Below are 14,832 nucleotides of genomic sequence, written 5' to 3'. Positions count from 1 at the left end.
CCGGCGCGATGCCCGGGCAGCGCGCCGTCCCAAGGCGCGTTTATGTTGAGTTTTTTGGCCAGCGGGCCTAGACCGTAGGTCAGGGAGGCGCTGTCCATGTCGGTTCTACCCAATACCGGATTCCTGTCGCAGGCATCGAAACGTCTCAAGGATGTTCTGCAGTTGGAAGCGATCGAAGCCCGGCTGGGTCCGGGCGACGTGCTGTTCGAACATGGCGACACCGGCGACGCGCTCTATGCGATCCTCCAGGGCACGATGGAATTTTCGATCATCTCGCTCAACGGCCGCAAGCTTTCGCTCGACATGATGGGCCCCGGCGCCATCTTCGGCGAGATCGCCCTGTTCGATCCGGGGCCACGCACCGCGACTGTGACGGCGATCGAGCATTGCCGCGTGCTGAAGATCCAGAATTCCGACGTGATGCGCCAGATCCGCCGCGATCCGGAACTGGCGGTGGACCTGATCCGCCTCGCCGGACAGCGGATGCGCTGGATGGGTGGGCAGATCAACGAGCAGGTGTTCCTGCCGGTGCCGACCCGGCTGGCGCGCAAGCTGCTGCACATCGCCCCGCTGCGCGGTGACCGCGCCTCGATCAAGCTCAGCCAGAGCGAACTGGCGGAATATGTCGGCGCCACGCGTGAGGCGGTGTCCAAGACGATCTCGGCCTGGAAGCGCCAGGGCGTCATCAACGCCACGCGCGGCGGGTTGGTCATCCTGGATTTCGACGCGCTGGACGCGCTGGCCGATCCCGATCAGATCTGACCGGGGCCGCCATCCTGCGTGGACCCAACTGTTGTGACCCTGTTCACAGACGTCGGCGCGCGAATCTGCCAACCTGATCCTGGTTGCCAGCATTGCGTGGATCCGTCCCAGATCCCAAGCCGGTGTCGGTGGCCACCGGCCGGACGTCCCCGCGTTCGGACCGGATATCATCCTCCCTGATGAGTGCGGCCGGGTCCTGGACCCGGCCGCGATCTTTTTTTTTACTTGCACCGCGCCGGGCGGCCCGCCTCACTCCGAGAGGCTGAGCGCCACGAAGCGTGGCTCACCCTCGCGGCGCACCAGGAGAAGCAGCGACTTGCGCCCCGCCTCTTTCGCCTCTGCGATACGGGTGTCCAGATCGGCCAGTGTCGTCACGTCCTGCTGGCCCGCTTCGGTGATCAGATCGCCGGGGCGCAGGCCCTTTTCGAAGGCTTCGGAGGTTTCATCGACCTCCTTGACCAGAAGGCCGTTGGCCGCGGCGTCCAGCCCCAACTGCTGGCGCGTCTCGTCGGTCAGCGCGCTGAGCGTCAGGCCAAGCACACTCTGCTCGGTCGCCTCGGGCGCCGGGCTTTCGTCGCTGTCGTCCGCATCGCCGTTCTCGGCCCGCTCGGCATCCTCGCGCCGGCCCAAGGTCACCAGAATGGTCTTGGTGCTGCCGTCGCGGTAGACGACGACCCGGACCGCCTTGCCGACGGTGGTTTCGCCGACCTGGCGCACCAGCGCGCGGGTGTCGGTGACCTCGGCGCCGTCGAAGGTGACGATCACGTCGCCCGACAGCAGGCCCGCCTCTTTCGCGGGGCCGTCCGGCACATCCGTGATCAGGGCGCCTTCGGCCTTCTCCAGCCCCATCGCCTCGGCGACGTCGGGGGTGACATCCTGGATCCGCACGCCCAGCCAGCCGCGGCGGGTCTCGCCGTACTCGCGCAATTGGTCGACAACCTTGGTCACGACATTGGCCGCCATCGAGAACCCGATGCCGATCGAGCCGCCATTGGGGCTGAGGATCGCGGTGTTCACGCCGACCACCTGGCCGTCCATGTTGAACAGCGGCCCGCCGGAATTGCCCCGGTTGATGGCCGCGTCGGTCTGGATGTAATCGTCATAGGATCCGCTCAGCGCCCGGTTCCGGGCCGAGACGATGCCCACGGACAGCGAGAACCCCTGGCCCAGCGGGTTGCCCATCGCGATCACCCAGTCGCCGACGCGCGCCGAGTCGCTGTCGCCGAAACTGACGAATTTCAGCGGCCTTTCCGCCTCGACCTTCAACAGCGCGATGTCGGTCTTGGGATCGGTCCCGATCACCTCGGCCGGCAGTTCGGTGGGCTGACCGTCGCCGGGAAAGAACTCGATCCGGATCTCGTCGGCACCGTCGATCACGTGGTTGTTGGTGACGATATAGCCGTCTTCGGAGATCACGAATCCCGATCCCAGGGCGGACGAGCGCCGCGGCTGCTCGGGGCTACCGTTGCGGTCCTGAAACTCGCGAAAGAAGTCCTCGAAGGGCGAGCCCTCGGGCACGATCCCCTGCGGTCCGGTACGGCCCTCGACCAGGGTTGATGTGGTGATGTTGACCACCGCCGGGCTGACCCGTTCGGCCAGGGGCGCCAGGCTTTCGGGCCGGGCCTGTGCGACCAGGGCCTGCGCCAGGATGAAGAGCGCGCTCAGCAGCGTCAGCCACGCCAGCCTGAATCGGTGGTGGGATACGTCCTGCGCCGGTGTTGCGATACGTGCCTTTGCCTGCACTGCGGGGCCTCCTTGTCGCTGTGGTGGACCCTGGCGCATGTTCCGCGCGCCCGGGCCTGAAAGACAATGTAGTCAGTTTACCCTCTCCCGCAACGCATGATCGCAGGGAAATGATGGTGGTCCCGGTCTCAGCCGCCCATCTGGTGCGCCGCCCAGACCAGCAACAGCCCCGAGACCATCGCCAGCAACCCGATCTGGCGGCGCGCCGACTCGGGCAGGCTGCGCAACACCTCGAGCATGCGTTCGATAAGCGAAGGGGCCAGCGCATAGGCCAGCCCCTCGATAATCAGAACCAGCCCGAGGGCCAGAAGTCCGGTGGCGATCATTCCGAGACCGGCGCATCCGTCGCGGTGCTGTCCTGCATCCGCTGGGTGCGCTGCTGCGGTTGCGACGACACTGCGCTCCGTCCGGCGCCCTCGGCGGATTTGAGATAGTTGAAGAACTCCGAATTCGGGCTGATGACCATCGAGCTGTTCTCTCCCTTGAGCGCCCGGGAATAGGCGGTCAGCGAGCGGTAGAACTCGAAGAACTCGGGATCCTTGCCGAACGCCTCGGCAAAGACCGCGTTACGCTCGGCATCGGCCTCGCCTCGGATGATCTCGGCCTCGCGCCGCGCCTCGGACACCAGTTCGACCACCGTCCGGTCGGCCTGCGCGCGCACCCGCTGCGCCGCCTCGTTACCACGGGCGCGTTCGTCGGTCGCCTCGCGCTCACGCTCGGCGCGCATCCGCTCGAAGGTCGCGTCCAGGTTCTCCGACGGCAGGTCGGTGCGCTTGAGGCGGACGTCGATGATCTCGATGCCCAGCGCCCGCGCCTGCGCGATCGCGCCATTGCGGATCCGCAGCATGAGCGCTGCCCGGTCGGAACTGAGGATGTCGTTGGAGCTGACCGACCCCAGAACCTCACGGGTCCGGGCCCGCAGCAGCGAGTCCAGGCGGCTTTCGGCGGTGGCGATTCCACCCACGCCGACGGCCTGACGGAACTGGTTCACATCGACGATCCGGTACCGCGCGAAGGCGTCCACAACGAGGCGGCGATCGTCGAGCGGCGTCACTTCCAGCGGCTCGATGTCCCGGCTCAGGATGCGGTCGTCATAGCGGACGACCTCGTGGATAAGCGGGATCTTGAAGGCCAGTCCCGGGTCCTCCTTGACCGCGACGACGCGGCCGAACTGAAGCACCAGCGCCTTTTCGCGCTCGTCGACGATGAAGATCGAGGACAGGCCCAGCGCGACGAGGATCACGGCGATGGGAAGGAGAAAGGTGGATTTCTTCATCAGTTCGACCCCTCGTTGCTGCTTTGACCGCGGCGCAATTCGTTGAGCGGCAGGTAGGGCACGACGCCCTGACCGTCGCCCATCGACTCGTCCAGGATGATCTTGTCCACGTCGCCCAGCACCTGTTCCATCGTTTCGAGGTAGAGACGCTTGCGCGTGACCTCGGGCGCCTTGGCGTATTCCTCGAGCACGGCCGTGAAGCGGCTGGCCTCACCCTGCGCCTCGTTGATCACCTGGGCGCGATAGCCCTCGGCCTCTTCCAGGACCTGCGCAGCTTCACCGCGGGCCTCGGCCAGAACGCGGTTGGCATAGGCGTCGGCCACGTTCTGCAACCGGTCGCGCTCCTGCTCGGCGGCCTGCACCTCGCGGAAGGCCGCGATCACCGGCTCGGGCGGGTCGGCCTTGTCGAAGTTCACGCGCACGATGTTGACGCCGCTGTCATAGCTGTTCAGCGTCGACTGGATCAGATCCTGGGCGCTGGATTCGATGATGCCGCGATCGCGGTTGAGGATCGGTGCCAGTTCGGACTGGGCGATGATCTCGCGCATCGCCGATTCCGCCACCGCGCGGATGGTCGGGCGCGGGTCGCGCAGGTTGAACAGGTATGTCGCCGGATCCGAGATGTTCCAGACCACCTGGAAGTCGATATCGACGATGTTCTCGTCGCCGGTCAGCATCAGCCCGGCCTCAAGCCCGCGCCCTCCGGTGCCGATATCCTCGATCTGTTCGCGCGTGACCGGGATGACCTCGGCGGTCACGAGCGGCCAGGGGGCGAAGTTCAGGCCGGGATTGCCGACGGCCAAAAACTCGCCCAGGAACAGTTCGACCGATTGTTCTTCGGGTTTCACGGTATAGAAGCTGGCCGCACCCCAGAGCACCGCCGCCACCACTAGGCCCAGCCCGATGGTTCCGCGCGTGAAACGGGGGCCGCCACCGCCGGGTCCACGCCCGCCGTCGCCGCCTCGCCCGCCGCCGCGTCCGCCCATCAGGACCCGCAGCTGCTCCTGGCCCTTCTTGACCAGCTCGTCGATCTCGGGGATCTGCGGGCCGTCGCCCTCGGGCGGGCGCTGACCGCCATTGTTGCCCCGGTTTCCTCCTCCGCCGCCGCCTGAGGAGCCGCCGCCGCCGCCCCAGGGGCCACCGTTGTTGCCCGCCATGTGCTATCTTTCCCTTGTCTGATGCCGCGCAACCGCGGCGTCCTTTTCGTCAGTCATAACCTGTGTGCGATCGGATGCAATTCAAGCACTGCGTACTGGTTGTCGCAGTGTCACCAGCTCCTCGGACATCGTGGGATGCACCGCCACGGTCCGGTCGAAATCCTCCTTGGTCGCGCCCATCTTGACCGCGATCCCGGCCAACTGGATCATCTCGCCCGCGCCAGGTGCCACGATGTGACAGCCCAGCACCTTGCGGCTGGCCTTGGAGACGATGAGCTTCATCAGCACCCTCTGCGCGCGCCCTGCGAATGCCTGCTGCATCGGCCTGAACGAGGTGGCATAAATCTCGATCGGCTCCTGCTCGGCGGCGTCCTCCTCGCTCAGGCCGACGGTGCCCATCTCGGGCTGGGTGAAGATCGCGGTGGGGATCAGGTTGTGATCCACCGGCGTCGGGTTGCCCCGGAACACCGTCTCGACAAAGGCCATGCCCTCGCGGATCGCCACCGGAGTCAGGTTCACCCGGTCGGTCACGTCGCCGATGGCATAGATCGACGGCACGCCGGTCTGGCTGTATTCGTCCACCTGTATCTCGCCCTTGCGGCCCAGCGCGACACCGGCCTCCTCCAGCCCCATGTCGGCGGTGTTGGGTGTGCGCCCGGTGGCGTACATCACCTTGTCGAACAGCCGTTCGGTGCCGTTGGTCGCCTTGACGCGGATCTTGTCGCCGTCGCGCGACATCTCCAGCACATTGGTGCCCAGATGCACGTCCACGCCGTTCTGGCACATCTCCTCGCAGATCAGCCCGCGCGCCTCGTCGTCGAAGCCGCGCAGGATCTGCGCGCCACGATAGAACTGGGTCACCTGAACGCCGAGCCCGTTCATGATCCCGGCGAATTCGCAGGCAATATAGCCGCCGCCGACGATCAGCAGGCTTTCGGGCAGCTTGTCCAGGTGGAACATCTCGTTCGAAGTGATCGCCAGCTCGTGGCCGGGAAACTCCGGCACGACCGGCCAGCCGCCGGTGGCCACCAGGATATGCTTGGCGGTCTTTTTGGTGCCGTCGGCCAGTTCCACGGTGTGCGGATCGGCGATTCGCGCGCGCTGGTCGAAGCTCTCGACGCCGTTCTTCTTCAGGAGACCTCGATAGACCCCTTCCAGCCGGTCCAGTTCGGATTGCAGCCTGGTCTTGAAGGCGTCCCAGTCGAACCCGTCCTGTGCCACGTCCCAGCCATAGGCGCGCGCATCCTCGATCATCGCGGGGTATTCGCTGGCGAACACCATCAGCTTCTTCGGCACGCAACCGCGGATAACGCAGGTTCCACCATACCGGTCCTCTTCGGCCAGCGCGACCCTGGCGCCGGTGTCGCCCGCTGCGACGCGCGCCGCGCGCACCCCGCCCGAGCCACCGCCGATGACGAACAGGTCATAGTCGAAATCGCTCATCCCCGTCTCCGTCTGCATCTCACCGCAGGGGTATTCCATAGACCGCCGCCAATGACCAGAGGGTCGCGGCGGCACGGTTTGCGGAGGGCCGGGATGCTGCTAGGCTTGGCCGGCCGGAACGGAGGGGGCATCAATGACACGACAGGACAGCTACGGCAACGCGCTGAGCACGGACTCGACGTCGGCCACCGAGGCCTATGATCGTGGCCTGCACCTGTTCCTGGGCGCCGAATACGGTGCGGTCGAGGCATTCGGGCGCGCGGTCGAGGCCGATCCCGGCTTTGCGCTGGGCCACGCCGCGCTGGCGCGGGCCCGCATGATGGGCGGCGGCATGCCGGGCGCCCGCGACGCCGTCGCACACGCCGCCGATCTGGCATCGCGTCCCGGCGGCGCCGACGACCGCGAGCGCGCCCACATCGCCGCGCTGGACCATGCGATCCACGGCCGCCCGGCCGAGGCCCGCGCGCTGGTGCGGACGCATGTGCGCGACCACCCCCGCGACGCCCTGGCCGCGCAGCTGTGCGCCAGCGTTTTCGGACTGATCGGATTTTCCGGCGAAGTTGGCCGGGAGGCCGAGTTGCTGGCCTATACATCCGCGCTGCTGCCGCACTACGGCGACGATTGGTGGATGATGTCCATGCACGCGATCTCGCTCTGCGAGACCGGTCGGGTCGGCGCGTCGCAGGACCTGATGGAGCGTGCGCTGGAGTTGAACCCGCGCAATGCCAACGCGGCGCATTTCAAGTCCCACGCCCAGTATGAGGCCGGAGAGGCCGAGGCAGGCCGCGCCTATCTCGACGAGTGGCTCACCGGCTATGACGCGCGCGGGGTCCTGCATGGGCATCTCAGCTGGCATTCGGCCCTCTGGGCGCTTCATGCCGGCGACGCGCAGGCGCTCTGGGCCACCGTCGCGGCGCATGTCGCGCCCGGCACCGGGCATGGCCTGCCGATCAACGTCCTGACCGATACCGCCGCGATCCTGTACCGGGCCGAGATCGCCGGTCTGACCGTGGATCCGGCCCATTGGGCGGCACTCAGCGACTATGCAGCGCAGTATTTTCCCGACACCGGGCAGAGCTTCGCCGATATCCATGCCGCGCTGGCGCATGCGATGGCCGGCGACGGCGCGCGCCTGGCGCGGATCGCCGAGACCGCGCGCGGCTTCGCGGGCGACCTGGTGCGCCCGGTTGCGCGGGGCTGGATGGCAATGGCGCGGGGAGACTGGGCGGCCGCGATCGACGAGTTGACGCCGGTGATGGCCGCGACCGAACGTCTGGGCGGCAGCCGGGCCCAGCGTGACCTGCTGGAACTGGCCTGGGTCAACGCGCTGCTCAAGCTGGGACGCAACGAGGAGGCCCGGCGCAGCCTGGCCACGCGCCGGCCGATCCTGGCCCCGAAGGCACCGGTTGCGGGCTATACGTGAGCGCGATGCTCAGTCGGCAAGATCCGAGAACAGGTTGTCGCTTTCGACGAAATCCAGCCGGCCTTTTTCGACCGTGCCCTCGTTGATGTCCCGCACCTCGACCCGGCCGTCGCCATAGCCGATCACCACCGTATCGCAGATGTCGATGAACAGCCCGTTCTCGACCACCCCGGGGATCTGGTTCAGCACCAGGCTCAGCTGCCGGACATTGCCGATGCGCTTGAGGTGCAGATCCAGGATATGGTTGCCCTCGTCGGTCATGAACGGCGCGTCGCCGTTCATGCGCAGCGAGACCTGGCGTCCGAGAACATCCATCGAAACCAGTGTCTCCTCGATCAGCGTCCGGGTGCAGGACGCGCCGAAGGGGATCACCTCGACCGGCAGGGCGAAGGCGCCCAGCGTGCCGACCTCCTTGCCCGCGTCGGCGATCACCACCATCTGGTCGCTGGCCGTGGCGACGATCTTCTCCTGCAACAGCGCGCCGCCGCCGCCCTTGATCAGGTTGAGGTCGCTGTCGAACTCGTCCGCGCCGTCTATGGTCACATCGAGCCAGCGCGCCTCGTCGAGCGTGATCACCTCGATCCCCGCCTCGCGGGCCAGCTGGCCGGTTCGGGTCGAGGTCGGAACACCGCGGATCCTGAGCCCGTCCTCGCGCACCATCTCGCCCAGACAGCGCACCAGCCAGGCGGCCGTCGATCCGGTCCCCAGCCCCACGCGCATCCCGTCCTCGACGAACTCGGCCGCGCGCTTGGCGGCGACGAACTTGGCCTTGTCGATGGGCGACAATTCTCCGGTCATGGCAGCTCTCCAGGTGCTTTTGCGCGTTATAGGCGAGATGACCCCGAGGGGCGAGAGGTGAATTGCGGCGCGGTCCGCCCTGCCCCCGTGACCGGCCGGTTTGACCCGCTTTGCGCGTTTCCGATAGGACAGGTCGCATTCATGCGCTGCGAATCTGGCGAACCCGACTATGGAGAGCGACATGAGCGACGCCCTGCGCCTTCATTTCGCCCCCGACAACGCCTCGCTGATCGTCCGGCTGGTGCTGGAGGAGCTCGGCCAGCCCTATGAGACCGTGCTGGTCGACCGCGCCGCCCGTGCGCAGGACGGCGCCGCCTATCGCGCCATCAATCCCGCCGGGCTGATCCCCGCGCTGGAAACGCCGCAGGGTCCGATCTTCGAGACCGCGGCGATCCTGCTGTGGCTTGCCGACCGGCACGGGCGGCTGGCGCCACGCCCCGACAGCCCGCAGCGCGGGCGGTTCCTGAGCTGGCTGTTCTTCACCTCGAACACCCTGCACGCTTATTTGAGGGTCCTGTTCTACCCCGACCGCTACGCAGCCGATGCTGGCGCGCTGCACAAGCGGCTGCGCATCCATCTCGCCCTGCTCGACGCCGAGGCGGCCAACGGGCCGGACTGGCTGTCGCCGGACGCGCCCTCGGTCCTGACCTGGTACCTGGCCTGCCTGCTGCGCTGGATGGCGCTTTACCCCAAGGCCGGCAACCGCGACTGGTTCGCCCTGGCCGACACGCCGCAACTGCAGCGCATCTTCGTCGCGCTGGAGGCGCGGCCGCCCACACGTGCCGCCATCACCGCCGAGGGGCTGGGTCCCCGGCCCTTCACCGCCCCTGTCCACCCTACCCCACCAGAAGGCTCTGCAACCTGAATGTTCCTCTCCGTCTTCGACATGTTCAAAGTGGGCGTCGGCCCGTCCTCGTCCCACACGATGGGGCCGATGGTGGCCGCCGCGCGGTTCCTCGACCTGCTGCGCGTCTCGCCATTCGACGCGGCCGGCCTGCGCGCCTCGCTGCACGGCTCCCTGGCCTTCACCGGCGTGGGTCACGCCACCGACCGGGCCACCATCCTGGGGCTAGCGGGCTTTGCGCCGGAAACCTATGACCGCGACAAGGCCGATGCCGCGCTGGCGGACATCACCGAGACGCACACGCTCCGACCCGATGGCCTGCCCGAGCTGAAATTCGATCCCGGCTCCGACCTGGTCTTCGACTACGACCGCGCGCTGCCCGGTCACGCCAACGGTATGACGCTCTATGCCACCGACGCGCAGGGCGACGTGATCCTGTCCCAGGTCTACTACTCGGTGGGCGGCGGCTTCGTCCTGACCGAGGAGGAACTGGCCGCCGGAAAGGACACCGACGAGGGCGACCCGGTCCCCTACCCGTTCAAATCCGCCGCCGAGATGCTTCAGATGGCGCGCGACAGCGGCAAGACCATCGCCGGCATGAAACGCGCCAACGAGATCGCCCGCGGCTGCGAGACCTCCTTCGCAAAGGGAACCGCGCGGCTGTGGCAGGTGATGAACGACTGTATCGAGCGCGGGTTGACCACCGACGGCATCCTGCCGGGCGGGCTGAAGGTGCGCCGCCGGGCCAAGGGTATCCATGACGCGCTGATTGCCGAACGCGGCCTGAACCAGAGCGCGCCGCACACGATCAACGACTGGATGAGCGTCTATGCCATGGCGGTGAACGAGGAGAACGCCGCCGGCGGCCAGGTGGTGACCGCCCCCACCAATGGCGCGGCGGGGGTGCTGCCGGCGGTGCTGCGCTACTATCTCGACCATGTACCGGGATCGTCCGAGCGCCATGTCGAGGATTTCCTGCTGACCGCCGCCGCCATCGGCGGGCTGGTCAAGTACAACGCCTCGATCTCGGGCGCCGAGGCCGGGTGTCAGGCCGAAGTCGGCAGCGCCGCCGCAATGGCCGCCGCCGGCCTTTGCGCGGTGATGAGCGGCACGCCCGAACAGGTGGAAAACGCCGCCGAGATCGCGCTCGAACATCACCTGGGCATGACTTGCGACCCGGTAAAGGGCCTGGTCCAGGTGCCCTGTATCGAGCGCAACGGGCTGGGCGCGATCAAGGCGGTCAGCGCGGCCAGCCTGGCCCTGCGCGGCGACGGCCAGCATTTCGTGCCGCTCGACTCGGTGATCGAGACCATGCGCCAGACCGGCGCCGACATGCATGAACGCTACAAGGAAACTTCGCTTGGCGGGCTGGCGGTGAACGTGCCGAACTGCTGATGGCGCGCCGGACTTGATCCGGGGCAAGCTCCAATTCCATGTCCGGCGGAAACGGGCTAGCGTTCGCGCATGACCCAGGATCGCCCTCTTCTCGGCATCATGCTGATGCTCGGCTTTTGCGTGCTGGCGCCGCTGGGCGACGCCATTGCCAAGCTGCTGGGCCAAAGCCTGCCGGTCTCGGTCCTGCTTGTGGTCCGGTTCGCCATCCAGGCGGCGCTTTTGATCCCGATCGTGATATTGACCGGCCGGCCCTGGCGCATGCGTGGCCGGATCCTGGGGCTGGCGGCGCTGCGCACGGGTCTGCACATCCTGGGCATCGGGATGATGTTCACGGCGCTGCTATACCTGCCGCTGGCCGATGCCATCGCCATCGCCTTCGTAATGCCCTTCATCATGCTGCTGCTGGGCAAGCTGGTGCTGCAGGAAGAGGTCGGCCCCCGTCGCCTGGGGGCCTGTATCGTGGGTTTCGCCGGCACGTTGATGGTAGTCCAGCCCAGCTTTGCCGAGGTTGGCTGGCCTGCGCTGCTGCCGCTGGGGGTCGCGGTGATCTTCGCGCTGTTCATGCTGGTCACAAGGCAGATGGCCAAGGCGATCGACCCGATCGGCCTGCAGGCGGTGTCGGGCGTGATGGCGACAGCGGTGCTCGTGCCGCTGCTGCTTGTCGCGGAAGCCCTGTCGCCCCGGCCCCTGGTTCCGGCCACGCTCCCGAACCAGACGCTCTGGCTGCTCCTGGCCATCGGCATCCTGGGCACCGGCGCGCATCTGCTGATGACGTGGTCGCTGCGGTTTGCGCCTTCGGCCACGGTGGCGCCGATGCAATACCTGGAAATCCCCTTTGCCACGGTCATCGGCTGGCTGATCTTCCGGGATCTGCCCGACGGGCTGGCCGCCTTCGGCATCTGCGTCACCGTGGCCGCCGGCCTTTACGTCATCCTACGCGAGAGGGCCATCGCGCGTGTCCCGCTTCCAGAAACGCACGCATGACCTCCGCCAGAGCGGCGGGCGACACCAGCGCCAGCATCCCCGGCCCGTCCATCCGCAACCGGACCGGACCGGTGACCTGGTTCGAGGTTCCGACCCGCCCGTCCGGCGCGAACGGGATGTCCTGAAGCGGCCATTTCAGACCTTCGGAAGCGCCCGTTACCCCGGCAAGCGGAAACAATGACACGGTGCTGCCCACCGGCAGCGTCAGCGCGATCTCGGGCGGCAGGTGAAAGGCCAACTCATGCGCGCCCAAGAGCAGGCAGGGGCGATCCGCATGCCGAACCAAGGTGTTGAACGCCGACAACTGGTGATCGACCCGCCCCCCCAGGAACCCGACACCCAGCACGAGCGGGGCACGGATGTGACGCAGGGCCTTGTCGAAATCGGTGGTCTCCTGTTCGCGGATCGGAAACAGCCGGTCCGGGGAGATCAGCGCCCTTGTCCGGGGATCGAGCGAGTCGAAATCGCCGATCACGGCTTCCGGCTGATGCCCCTCGGCCAGCGCCGCCCGGGCGCCGCTGTCCACCGCGACCAGGCTGGGCGCGCGGTCCAGCGCCTCGGTCACGGCGCCGGGCCGGACCTCGCCGCCGCCCACCAGCGTGACCGGATGATCGACTTGAACAATGGGGGCAATCATGTCGAAATTGTCACCAATTCGGAAACCGGCCACAATCCGGCCACAAAATGATACGGTCAGGGGCACAGATTCGGGCCGAAATTGACTTTACGGGGATGGTAAACGGGTTGCCACTGATAAGTAGAGGACGAGCACCCAATGGTACAGAACAACAAGGTGTTGACCGTCTCTTACGGGACATTTTCGTGCACCCTCGAAGGGTTCGATGACTCGTTCGGGACGATGAAGGCGATCGCCGAGTATTTCCGGGACCTGGCCGCGGATGACCGGTATTTCGGCGCCGAACCCCCACAACCCGATGCCGACATGCTCGCCCGGATTGCACAGCGCGAGATTTCCCGCCAGGTCGAGGCCCGCCGCGATTCCGGCGGCATCGTGCTGCGCGCCGGTGATGGCGCAGGGGCAGCCGCGATCGGCACGGACGCCGTGTCGACGCCGCCCGAGACCGAAACGCCAAGCCCCGAAGCCCCCGCTACGCCGGAGGCGGCTGAACAGGCCACACCGCAGCCCGAACCCGAGGTCGCACCCGAACCCCAGGCTGCGCCGGAGCCGCAACCGGTCGCCGAGGCGCCATTGGCCGCCGAATCCCAGACCGCGGAGCCGCCGGCGCCAGAACCGGCGATGGCCGAATACCCCGCCCCCGAGGCAACCGTGGCCGCCTGGCCCGAGCCTGCCGCCGCCGACTTCTCCGAAGGCGCCATGACCGGTGCTTTCGCCCCCGAGGCGCCTGCCGCCGAATTCGCGCAGGATGCACCCGCGGCCGACGAAGAGGAGACCGAGGAGTTCGAAGCAGAGCTCCTGGCCGAACCGGAATTCGTGCCCGAGGCCGAGAGCATCGCCGCCAAGCTGGAGCGCATCCGCGCCGTGGTGTCGCGCACCGAAGCCTCTGCCCCGGTCGAGATCTATGAAGAGGACGAATACTCCGAAGATGAGCACGCGCTGGACGAGCCCGCCGAGGACGTGATGGCCGATGCGGTCACGGGCGTCGCACCGGCCGCCGAGGCCGCCGAAGCTCAGGACGACGCGGACGACCAGGATGCCGAAACGGCCTGGGACGACGCGTGGGACGAGGACGATGGCGACAGCTGGGACGAGGTGGCCGATCTGTCCGCCCTCGACGGGGCCACGCCTGCCGAACCCGAGTCGGATGACGAGATCCTGGACGCGTATGACGACGACATCGCCGGACTGTCCGGTGACGAGTCGATCTTCGGTGAGGTCGACGACGGCGACGACATGTTCGAGAGCGACGAGGATTTCGCCAATATCCTGGGCGAGGAGGACGTCCTGGACCGCGACGCGCCTCGGCACGGTGTCGACGTCACGCGCGCCGATCTGGATGTCGCCGCAGCAAATTCCGACGACAGCGCCCTGTCGCCCGAGGACGAAGCCGACCTGATGGCCCAACTGGCCGAGGTCGAGGCCGAACTGCGGGCGGATGACGACGAAATGGACTCCGCCGAGGAGGAGGCTGCAACTCCGGCAACGGAGACCGGTGCGGATCCCGGGGAAGAGGTCGAGGCGGAGGCCGTGATCGACGCAGGTGTCGAGACTCCCGACGCCGATGACGCCGATGACGCCGATGACGCCGATGACGCCGATGATCACGGCGACCCCCGCCGGATGGAAGACACCGAGGATGACCTGTCGCGCCTCATGGCCGCAGCCGACGAGAAGCTGGGCGACCCCAACGCCTCGTCCAACCGCGAGGCCTATTCGCATCTGCGCGCGGCCGTTGCCGCCGCCGAGGCGGAGCGATCGGCCGGTGGAACCGTCGGCACCCGCGCGGTCGAGGACGACGACCCTTATCGCGAGGATCTCGCCTCGGTCGTGCGCCCGCGCCGCCCGGCGGCGGCGGGTGGCGGCATGCGCCGCCGTGCCGCGGCCGACCGCCCTGCGCCCCTGAAACTGGTGGCCGAACAGCGCGTGGATCTGCCGAACGAGGCGGCGCCGCGCGGCCCCGTGCGCCCCCGTCGCATCAGCAACACCGGCGCCGAGCCTGCCGTGGACGGCGGTTTCGCCGCCTTCGCCGCTGATCATGGCGCCGTGGATCTGCCGGAGCTGCTGGAAGCCGCGGCGGCCTACCTGTCCTTTGTCGAAGGGCATGAGCAGTTCTCGCGCCCGCAGCTGATGAACAAGGTGCGCCAGCTCGACAACCAGGAGTTCAACCGCGAGGACGGACTGCGTTCGTTCGGGCAACTTCTGCGTGACGGCAAGATCGAAAAGACCGGCGGCGGTCAGTTCACCGCATCGGGCGATATCAGCTTTCACCCTGACAAGCGCGCGGCCGGTTGACCCCCCAACCCGATTGACATGCAAAGGGCCGGCGCCGTCGCCGGCCCTTTTTTCGTCTGCTCACCAAACTGGCAC

Annotated in this window: 13 protein-coding genes; 6 read left to right on the top strand and 7 right to left on the bottom strand. The window is 67.5% G+C overall.

Going from position 1 to position 14,832, the window contains the following annotated elements; genetic code table 11:
* Positions 1-96 precede the first annotated feature (96 nt).
* Positions 97-762, top strand: coding sequence for a Crp/Fnr family transcriptional regulator (locus BMX57_RS04025; RefSeq protein ID WP_092362756.1), 666 nt, complete (start codon positions 97-99; stop codon positions 760-762).
* A gap of 249 nt (positions 763-1,011) precedes the next feature.
* On the opposite strand, the gene BMX57_RS04020 is transcribed toward BMX57_RS04025, so the two are convergent.
* From BMX57_RS04020 to gor, 5 genes are all read right to left on the bottom strand, one after another.
* Complete coding sequence (locus BMX57_RS04020) at positions 1,012-2,544, bottom strand: Do family serine endopeptidase (RefSeq protein WP_092362754.1); 1,533 nt, start codon at positions 2,542-2,544, stop codon at positions 1,012-1,014.
* Between the two features lie 89 nt (positions 2,545-2,633).
* Entirely contained in the window at positions 2,634-2,831 is a 198-nt protein-coding gene (locus BMX57_RS04015) for a DUF2065 domain-containing protein (protein WP_092362752.1), read from the bottom strand.
* A complete protein-coding gene (gene hflC, locus BMX57_RS04010) occupies positions 2,828-3,781 on the bottom strand; it encodes a protease modulator HflC (protein WP_092362750.1) in 954 nt (317 codons plus the stop codon). The genes BMX57_RS04015 and hflC overlap by 4 nt, the downstream gene beginning before the upstream one ends.
* Positions 3,781-4,938, bottom strand: coding sequence for an FtsH protease activity modulator HflK (gene hflK, locus BMX57_RS04005; RefSeq protein ID WP_092362748.1), 1,158 nt, complete (start codon positions 4,936-4,938; stop codon positions 3,781-3,783). Before hflK ends, hflC begins: the two co-directional genes overlap by 1 nt.
* A gap of 81 nt (positions 4,939-5,019) precedes the next feature.
* Complete coding sequence (gene gor, locus BMX57_RS04000; RefSeq protein ID WP_092362746.1) at positions 5,020-6,381, bottom strand: glutathione-disulfide reductase; 1,362 nt, start codon at positions 6,379-6,381, stop codon at positions 5,020-5,022.
* Between the two features lie 133 nt (positions 6,382-6,514).
* Between gor and BMX57_RS03995 the strand changes: the two genes are divergently transcribed.
* Entirely contained in the window at positions 6,515-7,804 is a 1,290-nt protein-coding gene (locus tag BMX57_RS03995; RefSeq protein WP_092362744.1) for a tetratricopeptide repeat protein, read from the top strand.
* Positions 7,805-7,813: 9 nt separating this feature from the next.
* Here BMX57_RS03995 and rpiA read toward each other — a convergent pair whose 3' ends face one another.
* On the bottom strand, positions 7,814-8,602 hold the full coding sequence (gene rpiA / locus BMX57_RS03990; RefSeq protein ID WP_092362742.1) for a ribose-5-phosphate isomerase RpiA: 789 nt from the start codon (positions 8,600-8,602) through the stop codon (positions 7,814-7,816).
* 181 nt (positions 8,603-8,783) lie between these two features.
* On the opposite strand from rpiA, the gene BMX57_RS03985 reads away from it, so the two are divergent.
* From BMX57_RS03985 to BMX57_RS03975, 3 genes are all read left to right on the top strand, one after another.
* Positions 8,784-9,467, top strand: a complete 684-nt coding sequence (locus BMX57_RS03985) for a glutathione S-transferase family protein (protein WP_092363097.1) — start codon at positions 8,784-8,786, stop codon at positions 9,465-9,467.
* Positions 9,468-10,841 (top strand): L-serine ammonia-lyase, encoded by a 1,374-nt coding sequence (locus BMX57_RS03980; RefSeq protein ID WP_092362740.1) that lies wholly within the window; start codon positions 9,468-9,470, stop codon positions 10,839-10,841.
* A gap of 69 nt (positions 10,842-10,910) precedes the next feature.
* Positions 10,911-11,825 carry a DMT family transporter gene (locus BMX57_RS03975; RefSeq protein ID WP_092362738.1) on the top strand — a complete coding sequence of 305 codons (915 nt, stop codon included), beginning with the start codon at positions 10,911-10,913 and terminating at the stop codon, positions 11,823-11,825.
* Here the strand turns inward: BMX57_RS03975 and BMX57_RS03970 are convergent.
* The gene (locus BMX57_RS03970; protein WP_092362736.1) at positions 11,770-12,462 is read right to left on the bottom strand and encodes a thiamine diphosphokinase; all 693 of its coding nucleotides are present in this window, start codon (positions 12,460-12,462) and stop codon (positions 11,770-11,772) included. The two genes, BMX57_RS03975 and BMX57_RS03970, sit on opposite strands and share 56 nt — an antisense overlap.
* A gap of 138 nt (positions 12,463-12,600) precedes the next feature.
* Between BMX57_RS03970 and BMX57_RS03965 the strand changes: the two genes are divergently transcribed.
* The gene (locus BMX57_RS03965; RefSeq protein WP_092362734.1) at positions 12,601-14,757 is read left to right on the top strand and encodes a hypothetical protein; all 2,157 of its coding nucleotides are present in this window, start codon (positions 12,601-12,603) and stop codon (positions 14,755-14,757) included.
* Positions 14,758-14,832 lie beyond the last annotated feature (75 nt).

The sequence above is a fragment of the Cribrihabitans marinus genome, assembly GCF_900109035.1.
GTDB lineage: Bacteria > Pseudomonadota > Alphaproteobacteria > Rhodobacterales > Rhodobacteraceae > Cribrihabitans > Cribrihabitans marinus.
The sequence above is the reverse complement of the archived record's forward strand: the minus strand, read 5'-3'. Positions and strand labels throughout refer to the sequence as shown.

What these genes read in the sequence shown, in the direction of transcription:
- BMX57_RS03965 (WP_092362734.1), top strand. Translation starts at nt 12,601, where the DNA reads ATGGTACAGAACAACAAGGTGTTGACCGTCTCTTACGGGACATTTTCG.
- BMX57_RS03985 (WP_092363097.1), top strand. Translation starts at nt 8,784, where the DNA reads ATGAGCGACGCCCTGCGCCTTCATTTCGCCCCCGACAACGCCTCGCTG.
- BMX57_RS04015 (WP_092362752.1), bottom strand. Translation starts at nt 2,831, where the DNA reads ATGATCGCCACCGGACTTCTGGCCCTCGGGCTGGTTCTGATTATCGAG.
- rpiA (WP_092362742.1), bottom strand. Translation starts at nt 8,602, where the DNA reads ATGACCGGAGAATTGTCGCCCATCGACAAGGCCAAGTTCGTCGCCGCC.
- BMX57_RS04025 (WP_092362756.1), top strand. Translation starts at nt 97, where the DNA reads ATGTCGGTTCTACCCAATACCGGATTCCTGTCGCAGGCATCGAAACGT.
- hflK (WP_092362748.1), bottom strand. Translation starts at nt 4,938, where the DNA reads ATGGCGGGCAACAACGGTGGCCCCTGGGGCGGCGGCGGCGGCTCCTCA.
- BMX57_RS04020 (WP_092362754.1), bottom strand. Translation starts at nt 2,544, where the DNA reads ATGCGCCAGGGTCCACCACAGCGACAAGGAGGCCCCGCAGTGCAGGCA.
- BMX57_RS03975 (WP_092362738.1), top strand. Translation starts at nt 10,911, where the DNA reads ATGACCCAGGATCGCCCTCTTCTCGGCATCATGCTGATGCTCGGCTTT.
- BMX57_RS03995 (WP_092362744.1), top strand. Translation starts at nt 6,515, where the DNA reads ATGACACGACAGGACAGCTACGGCAACGCGCTGAGCACGGACTCGACG.
- hflC (WP_092362750.1), bottom strand. Translation starts at nt 3,781, where the DNA reads ATGAAGAAATCCACCTTTCTCCTTCCCATCGCCGTGATCCTCGTCGCG.
- BMX57_RS03970 (WP_092362736.1), bottom strand. Translation starts at nt 12,462, where the DNA reads ATGATTGCCCCCATTGTTCAAGTCGATCATCCGGTCACGCTGGTGGGC.
- gor (WP_092362746.1), bottom strand. Translation starts at nt 6,381, where the DNA reads ATGAGCGATTTCGACTATGACCTGTTCGTCATCGGCGGTGGCTCGGGC.
- BMX57_RS03980 (WP_092362740.1), top strand. Translation starts at nt 9,468, where the DNA reads ATGTTCCTCTCCGTCTTCGACATGTTCAAAGTGGGCGTCGGCCCGTCC.